The sequence below is a fragment of the Arthrobacter sp. Cza30 genome (genome assembly GCF_059090765.1).
In genome coordinates this window covers 850,035-858,170 of sequence record NZ_JBNHGA010000003.1, presented here as the reverse complement: position 1 = coordinate 858,170, position 8,136 = coordinate 850,035, and the positions used below count along the sequence as shown (strand labels likewise).

Here is an 8,136-nt window from a genome sequence, read left to right as displayed (position 1 = left end):
CGAGAACGTGCGGTCTCGACGAGAGAGCGTCACCCGGGTTCGGCGAGAACATGCGGTCCCGACGAGGACGGGGCCGCGCGGAGGGTCAGCCCCGCGATGCCCACCACGACCGGAGGCGGCGCTCGGCCTCCTCTTCGCCGAGCACGCCTTCGTCGAGCCGCAGGTCCAGGAGGAACCGGTATGCCTCGCCGACGTCACGGCCCGGTCTGATCCCGAGGATCTCCTGGATCCGGTTCCCGTCCAGTTCCGGCCGGATCGCGTTCAGCTCCTCCTGCGCGGCGAGTTCGGCGATGCGCCGCTCGATGTCGTCATAGGCCGACGCCAGCCGCGCGGCCTTGCGCTTGTTCCGAGTGGTGACATCAGCGCGCGTCAGGATGTGCAGCCGTTCCAGCTCGTCTCCGGCATCGCGCACGTACCGGCGCACGGCGGCATCCGTCCACGCTCCTTCGGCGTACCCGAAGAAGCGCAGATGCAGCTCGATGAGCGTGGCGACGGTCCCCATCGTGGCTGTATCGAACCGCAGCGCCTGCAGCCGTTTGCGCGCCATCCGCGCGCCCTTGATGTCGTGGTGGTAGAACGTCACGCCGCCGCCGGGTTCCAGCCGCCGCGTCGCCGGCTTGCCGATGTCGTGGAGGAGCGCGGCCAGGCGCAGCGGGACGTCGGGCCCGGCATCCGGATGGCGGGTCTTCTCGAGATCGATCGTCTGCCGCAGGACCGTCAGCGAGTGCTCGTAGACGTCCTTGTGATGGTGATGCTCGTCGACCTCCAGCTGCAGCGCGGGGATCTCGGGCAGGAACTCGTTCATGAGTCCCGTGTCGACGAGGTGACGGATGCCTCGCACCGGGTCGTCGGTGGCCAGCAGCCGGACCAGCTCGGCCTGGATGCGCTCGGGACTGACGATCTCGAGCGTCTGCCGCAGCTCGGTCATCGCCGACACGGTGACGTCATCGATGTCGAACTCGAGCTGCGAGGCGAAGCGCGCGGCTCGGAGCATCCGGAGCGGGTCGTCCCCGAAGCTCACGCGCGGGTCGACGGGCGTGCGCAGGATGCCGCGCAGCAGGTCTTCGACACCGCCCGTCGGGTCGACCAGGGTGCGTCCCGGAACACGCAGCGCCATCGCGTTGACGGTGAAGTCGCGCCGCACGAGGTCACCCTCGATCGTGTCGCCGAACTCGACGGTCGGCTTGCGGGTGAGGCCGTCGTAGCTGTCGGCCCGGTACGTCGTGATCTCGACCTGCTCACCGGCCACCTTCGCGCCGATGGTGCCGAACGCGCGACCGACATCCCATTGCACGGTCGAGATGGGTTTGACGACGCGGAGGATGTCGTCGGGGCGGGCGTCCGTCGTGAAGTCCAGGTCGTTCGTCGTCCGGCCCAGCAGCGCGTCGCGCACCGGGCCCCCGACGATGGCCAGGTCGAATCCCGCGTGGACGAACGCGCGTGCCAGCGTGTCGACGACGGGGGACTCGGCGAGCGCGCCGAGGCGCGCGATGCCCTCGGCCATGTTGAGCATGATTCGAGCCTACCGAGGCCCGCACCCCGCCCCGTGAGACCGGGGTCGCTCAGGCGAACCGGAGGAAGCCGGTGAAGGCCAGTTCCCGTGCGCGCGGCAGCAGGTCGGCGCGAAGCGCCTCGGCGTCGACCTCGAGGAGCTGCGCGATGGCATCGATGAGGGAGCCGAGCGGCAGGTCGCCGTCGCACGCGCCGACCAGCGCGGCCAGCCCGGGATCGACCGTGAGCGTCCTCGCGAAGCCGCCGCCCTGCCGCAGCTCGATGACGGTCGGATCCGCACTGCCGGGCAGGTGGTGCCGCGCTTCGGTGACGTCGGGCGCGACGACGAAGCGGGCTTCCGCCAGTTCGGTGTCGTCGAGCACCGAGAGGCGGTCGTGCGCCTCGAGGCAGGCGGCGAGGTGCGCGCCCAGCCCCGCGCCGGAGAGCGGACTGTGCAGCCGCTCGTAGCGAGCCAGGGTCGGCGCCGGCTCGACCGGCCGCCGCAGCAGCAGGTATCCGAAGCCGATGCGGCTGACTCCGCGGGCGCCGAAGTCGTCGAGCCACGCGTCGACCAGCCGGGCGAATCCCGGCGTGCCGGGAAGCGTCCCGCCATCGCGCACCCACAGCTCGGCGTATGACAGCGGGTCCAGGCTCTCCCGTTCCACGATCCACGCGTCCAGCGGGACGGGGGATGCCTCGACCCACTGGCGCACGCGGTCGAGTCCGTCGAGTCCGTCCCGGGTCTCCCAGTTCCCGAGCAGCTGCGCCACCCCGCCGGGCGTCAGATGCGCGCCGACGCCGGTCACGAAAGCCGCCACGAGCTCGTCGCCGACCAGGCCCCCGTCGCGGTATTCATAAGCCGGCACGCCCTCGGCGCGCGGCGTGATGACGAACGGCGGGTTGGAGATGATGCGGTCGAACTGCTCCCCCTGCACCGGCTCGAACATGCTGCCCCGGCGCACCTCCACGCCGTCGATCCCGTTGAGGAGGGCGTTGAGTCGGGTGAAGGCCAGCGCTCGCGCCGAGATGTCGGTCCCCACCACGTGCTGCACATGGGCCCGTGCGCGCAGCGTCTGGATGCCGCAGCCCACACCGACGTCCAGGCCGCGGTTCGCCGGCGTGGGAAGCTGCAGGCCGGCGAGCGTCAGCGACGCACCGCCGACGCCGAGCACGTGATCCTCGGGAAGAGGACCTCCCAGCGCGGCTTCATCCAGGTCGCTGGCCACCCACCACTGTCCGCTGCCGGAATCATCGGTGAAGGACTGCGGACGGATCACCGCCCGCGGTCGGACAGGCCCTTCCTCGAGAGTCGCGAGACCGAGGTGCGCGAGACCCCTCGCCCCCGTGCGCGGCAGGGATCGATCGACGGATGCCGTCGGCTGTGGCATCCCGAGGACCAGCAGCCGGCCCAGAACGGCGACCGCATCGTCGCGAGCGCCGAGGGCACGCGCCGCGGGAGCCCGCAGGCCTCGGGCGATCGCGTCGTCGGCCGCCTCTCCCCACGCCGAGCGGAGCGCCTCGGCGGTGTAGCCGGCGTCGCGCAGGTCGGCCGCGAGCGCGCGACACACGGCGGGATCGGGTTGCACAAGCACCACACCATTCAACCGCGTGCGGCCGGCTGGAATCCGCCCTCGCCGCCGACGTTCGGGGGCCTCGGAGCGTCGGACCGTAGAATCGCATCCGATCGTGCGGTCAGGACATCGCACAGGAGCGAGCCCCCCACAGGATGATCGTGACCACACCGGCAGCACCGGCCAGGCGACGTGCCGAGCGCCGAGCGCCGCGCCTCGCCGCGGCCGTCGCCGCGATCTCGGCGATCCTCGCGGGCCTGCTTCCGGGCGTCGCCGCCGCCGCGCCGACGCCCACGCCGACCCCGTCGACGGCGACCGGCGTCCTCGAACTGACGCTCTCACCCGTCTCGAACGGCATCGTCCGGCCCGGCGAGCCACTGAACGCGTCGGTGGCCCTCGAGAACGGCACGGATGCGGCGACCGCCCCGGCCGACGTCACGCTGGCGATCGGCGCGGCCGCGCTGCCCGACCGCCGAGCGCTCACAGCGTGGCTGGAGGGCGATACCGCGGGCGTCGATCTCTCGCCGGTCGGCAGCGGCATGCTCGAAACCGTCGAAGCCGGCACCGAGCGCGTGACCGGCATCACGGTGGCGCCCGACAACCCCGCCCTCGCGAATCGGGCGCCGGGCGTCTATCCGCTCGTGGCCACCGTGACGACCGCTGAGGGCGTGCTGTCGTCCACCAGCGCCATGATCGTCCCGCGGGATGACGGTCGTGAGGTCGGAATCGGCGTGCTCGTGCCCATCACCGCGGGAACGCTGACCGAGGGCCTGCTGACACCCGAACGGCTGACGGAGCTGACCGGTCCCGCGGGAGGACTGACGAGCCAGCTCGACGCCGTCGAGAACACCGACGCGATCCTCGCGGTCGATCCCGCCATCCCGGCCTCGATCCGCGTACTCGGATCAGCGGCACCGGCCTCGGCGCTCGCGTGGCTGGCTCGGCTGGAGAGCCTGCCGAACTCGCGCTTCGCGCTGCAGTTCGGCGACGCCGATGTCGCCGCGCAGCTCCAGGCAGGGCTGCCGCGCCTGCTCAGTCCGTTATCCCTGGCCGCTTTCGCCGACGCCCCCGCCGTCACGCCCGCCACGTCCACGCCGGCGCCGACGCCGAGCCCCACCCCCGCGCCCACGACGGACGTGCTCGACACCGAAGAGCTCCTGTCGATCGGGGCCGTGGCGCGGGAGAACGTGTTCTGGCCCGCTGACGGAACGGCGGGACCCGACGTCATCGCGCAGCTCGGCGGTCTCTCCGGCAGTGGTGCCACCTCACTCACCATCGTGCCGTCCACCTCCGTCGCGGACGGGGCCGCCGGCGAGACCGTGTCTGCCCGTGCACACGCGGCCGACACGGAGCTGCTGGTGTACGACGCTGCGGTCTCGGCGGCGCTGACCGAGGCGTCCCTGCTCGAGCGCCCGTCGCTGCGCGGTGCGCCGCTCACCGCGGCCACGGCCCACCTCGCCTTCGCCACGGCCGAGACCGACGGTCCGCTCCTGGTCTCGCTCGGCCGCGAGACCGAGCGCTCGCGGGTCAGCCTCGCCACCGCGCTCGCGACCGCCACGGCCGCGCCGGGGCTCGCTCCGCGCGCGCTGACCAACGTCGTGGCCGGCGCCAGCGTGCCCATCGACGTGGTCGCCGTCGAACCGGACCCCGCGCGGCCTGCCGCAGTATCGGCTCTCGTCGCCGATGAGGACGAGCTGGCCCGTTTCGCCACCATCCTCGATGACCCGACGCTGCTCACGGGGCCGGAGCGCGCGGAACTGCTGCAGCTCCTGAGCGTCGCGTGGGTGGGGGACGACGGCTGGTCTCAGGCTGTGGCCGAGCATCGAACGCAGACGAGAGAGACGTTGGATTCCGTCGGCCTGCTGCCCGTCAGCTCCAACGAGCTGTACGGGTCGAATGCGGCGCTGCGGTTCTGGGTGCGCAACGACCTGGAGTACCCCGTGAATCTCGTGCTCCACGCCACGCCCGACAATCTGCGGTTGGACGTGCAGCAGAAGACGCCGGTGGTCGCAACGCCCTCGAGCAACACCCGCATCGAGGTGCCGGTGCAGGCTCGCGTCGGCCGGGGCGAGGTGACGCTGTCGCTGCAGCTGCGCAGCCCCGCGTCGGTCGACATCGGTCCGGGCGAATCCGTCGAGGTGAACGTCTGGGCCGACTGGGAGGGCTTCGGCATCGGCGCGCTCGCGGTCATCGTCGGAGGCCTGCTGGTTATCGGCATTGCGCGCACCGTTGTCAAGGTCCGCCGCCGCAGAAGACGAACGGATGCCTCTTCAGGCATGGACGCACCCGCTACAGGCGCCGACGGGAATGGGGGTGGGCGATGAGCGGGATCGGTCGAGCGAGCGTGTTGATCGGCGCCGGCACGGTCGCGTCACGTCTGACGGGCTTCCTCCGCACGGTGGTCCTGGTGTCCGCAGTCGGTGCCTTCAGCGAGGCAGGCAACGCCTTCGCCATCGCGAACCAGCTCCCGAACAACATCTACGCGATCATCTCCACCGGCCTGCTCAGCGCCGTGGTGGTCCCCCAGATCGTCAAGGCCGCCGCACACGACGACGGCGGGCGCTCGTTCGTGTCGAAGCTGTTCACGCTCGGCGCGGTGGTGCTGCTGCTCACCACGGTGGTCGCCACCCTCGCCGCGCCGTGGCTCGTCGCCCTCTACGCGCCGGAATACTCGCCCGAGCAGCAGGCGCTGGCCACGGCGTTCGCCTACTGGTGCCTGCCCCAGATCCTGTTCTACGGGCTTTTCGCGCTCGTCGGCGAGTCCCTCAACGCGCGACGCGTCTACGGTCCCTACACGTGGGCGCCGATCGTCAACAACGTCGTGTCGATCGCCGGCTTCCTCGCGTTCATCGGGATCTTCGGAGCGGGATCGCCGACGACCGACTGGACGCCCACGATGATCGCCCTCCTGGCCGGCACCGCCACCCTCGGCATCGTCGTGCAGGCGCTGATCCTCTTCGCCTTCTGGCGACGCACCGGGCTCCACGTGCATCCCGACTTCCGATGGCGTGGTGTGGGTCTCGGCGAGATCGGACGGCTCGCGGGCTGGACGTTCCTCATGGTGGTCGCCGGGCAGCTCGCCGGCCTCGTCCAGTCTCGTGTCCTGTCGGAGATCCCGAGTGACGACCCAGGATTCTTCGCCTCCCAGAACGCCTGGCTGCTGTTCATGCTCCCGTATTCGATCATCGTCCTCTCCATCGGGACTCCGTACTTCACCCAGTTGAGCGAGCACGCCGCTGCGGGCCGGCATGCGGAGGTCCGCGAGGACATCGGCCGCAGCATCCGGACGTTGACGCTGTTCGTCGTCGGAGCCACCGCCGCCCTGGGCGTCGCCGCAGTCCCGGCCTCCCGCATCTTCACCGGCAGCAGCACGGAGGCAGTCGCGGCGTCATGGGTGCTGCTGTGCTATCTCGTCAGCTTGGTGCCGCTCGCTGTGCTGTTCGTCGTCCAGCGGACGTTCTACGTGTACGACGACACCCGGACACCGTTCCTCTTCACGCTGCTGCAGTGCGCCCTGGTCGCCGCGACGGCCTGGATCGCGCAGTGGGCGTTCCGCGAGGGCGTCCTGGAACCAGGACAGCTGGCGGCGGCCGTCGCTCTCGGGCAGTCCTTCGCCACCGTCGTTCAGGTGGTCGTCGCCACGTGGCTGCTGCATCGTCGTCGCGGCGGCATCGGCGTCGTGTCGTGGATGCGTTCGCTCGGGCGCTTCGTGACCGCCGGCGTTCCGGCGGCTGCGATGGGATGGCTCACCTTCCTCCTCCTGGGGGGAGCGGACGGGTGGACCGTCTCGGACAAGCTTCCCGGCGCAGCGGGTGCGGCGATCATCGGCATCGTCGTCCTCGCCGTCTACGTCGGCATCCTCGCTCTCCTGCGTGCGCCCGAGCTGACAGCGGCCACCGGACTCGTACGTCGAGTGCTCCCGGGGCGGCGCTGAGCCGGGCATCAGGGCCATCACGCGCCGGTGAGAACCGCCTCGCGCGGCACCGCCGAGCCCCACCGCCGGGGGAATGCCCCGCGGTTACCATGTGTTGAAGCATCCGGGGCAGAAACCCCGAAACGGAAAGGTGCGCTCGTGCGTCAGGTCATCATCATCGGGTCGGGTCCGGCAGGTTACACCGCCGCCATCTACGCGGCACGCGCCAACCTGAACCCGCTGGTCGTCGCCAGCTCCGTCGAGGCGGGCGGCGAGCTGATGAACACCACCGAGGTCGAGAACTTCCCCGGCTTCCCCGAGGGGATCCAGGGCCCGGAGCTCATGGCGAAGATGCAGGCGCAGGCCGAGCGGTTCGGCGCCGAGGTGCTCTACGACGACGTCGTGTCGCTCGACGTGGACGGTCCCGTCAAGACCGTCACCCTCGGCAGCGGTGCGGTCCACCAGGCGGACTCCATCGTGTTCGCGACAGGATCGGCGCCGCGCAAGATCGGCATCGAGGGCGAATCGCGCCTGTCGGGCCGAGGCGTGTCGTACTGCGCCACATGCGACGGCTTCTTCTTCCGCGAGCGCGTGATCGCGGTCGTCGGCGGCGGCGACTCCGCGATGGAGGAGGCGACGTTCCTCACCAAGTTCGCCTCGAAGGTGTACATCATCCACCGCCGCGACGAGCTGCGTGCCTCGAAGATCATGCAGGAGCGCGCGTTCAAGAACGACAAGATCGAGTTCATTTGGAACAGCGAGGTCGTGGACATCCTCGGTGAGGACGCCGTCAGCGGCGTCGTCCTGGAGAACACCGTCGACGGCACGCGCAGCGAGCTCGCGCTGGACGGCCTCTTCGTGGCGATCGGCTACGACCCGCGCACGCACCTCGTGCACGGCAAGCTCGACCTCACGCCCGAGGGCACGGTCTGGGTCGACGGGCGCTCCTCGCGCACGTCCGTGGCCGGCGTCTTCGCGGCCGGTGACGTCATCGATCCGACCTACCGACAGGCGGTCACCGCCGCGGGCAGCGGCACGGTCGCGGCGCTGGACGTCGAGCACTACCTGGCCGGATTGGGCGAGGCCGGTGCGCCGGACGTCGTGGGAGACCAGATCGCCGGCCTCCCCGAGGCCGACGCGGCCACTGCGGCAGCCGTCTGA

5 protein-coding genes are annotated in these 8,136 nt (G+C 71.0%); 3 read left to right on the top strand and 2 right to left on the bottom strand.

Features of this window, described 5'->3' with window-relative positions; all coding sequences use genetic code 11:
- Positions 1-85 precede the first annotated feature (85 nt).
- Entirely contained in the window at positions 86-1,513 is a 1,428-nt protein-coding gene (locus AC5RVZ_RS13525) for a CCA tRNA nucleotidyltransferase (RefSeq protein ID WP_494066267.1), read from the bottom strand.
- Positions 1,514-1,562: 49 nt separating this feature from the next.
- On the bottom strand, positions 1,563-3,083 hold the full coding sequence (locus AC5RVZ_RS13520) for a DUF7059 domain-containing protein (protein ID WP_494066266.1): 1,521 nt from the start codon (positions 3,081-3,083) through the stop codon (positions 1,563-1,565).
- 140 nt (positions 3,084-3,223) lie between these two features.
- On the opposite strand from AC5RVZ_RS13520, the gene AC5RVZ_RS13515 reads away from it, so the two are divergent.
- The 3 genes from AC5RVZ_RS13515 to trxB all read left to right on the top strand — a co-directional run bounded on the left by AC5RVZ_RS13515 (position 3,224) and on the right by trxB (position 8,136).
- Positions 3,224-5,386, top strand: coding sequence for a DUF6049 family protein (locus AC5RVZ_RS13515; protein ID WP_494066265.1), 2,163 nt, complete (start codon positions 3,224-3,226; stop codon positions 5,384-5,386).
- Positions 5,383-6,996: a murein biosynthesis integral membrane protein MurJ gene (gene murJ / locus AC5RVZ_RS13510; RefSeq protein WP_494066264.1), complete on the top strand. Its 1,614-nt coding sequence runs from the start codon at positions 5,383-5,385 to the stop codon at positions 6,994-6,996. Before AC5RVZ_RS13515 ends, murJ begins: the two co-directional genes overlap by 4 nt.
- Before the next feature lie 138 nt (positions 6,997-7,134).
- Complete coding sequence (trxB, locus tag AC5RVZ_RS13505; RefSeq protein WP_494066263.1) at positions 7,135-8,136, top strand: thioredoxin-disulfide reductase; 1,002 nt, start codon at positions 7,135-7,137, stop codon at positions 8,134-8,136.

Bases quoted from the DNA above. Each gene is read 5' to 3' on its own strand.
- AC5RVZ_RS13525 (WP_494066267.1), bottom strand. From the start codon at position 1,513: ATGCTCAACATGGCCGAGGGCATCGCGCGCCTCGGCGCGCTCGCCGAG.
- murJ (WP_494066264.1), top strand. From the start codon at position 5,383: ATGAGCGGGATCGGTCGAGCGAGCGTGTTGATCGGCGCCGGCACGGTC.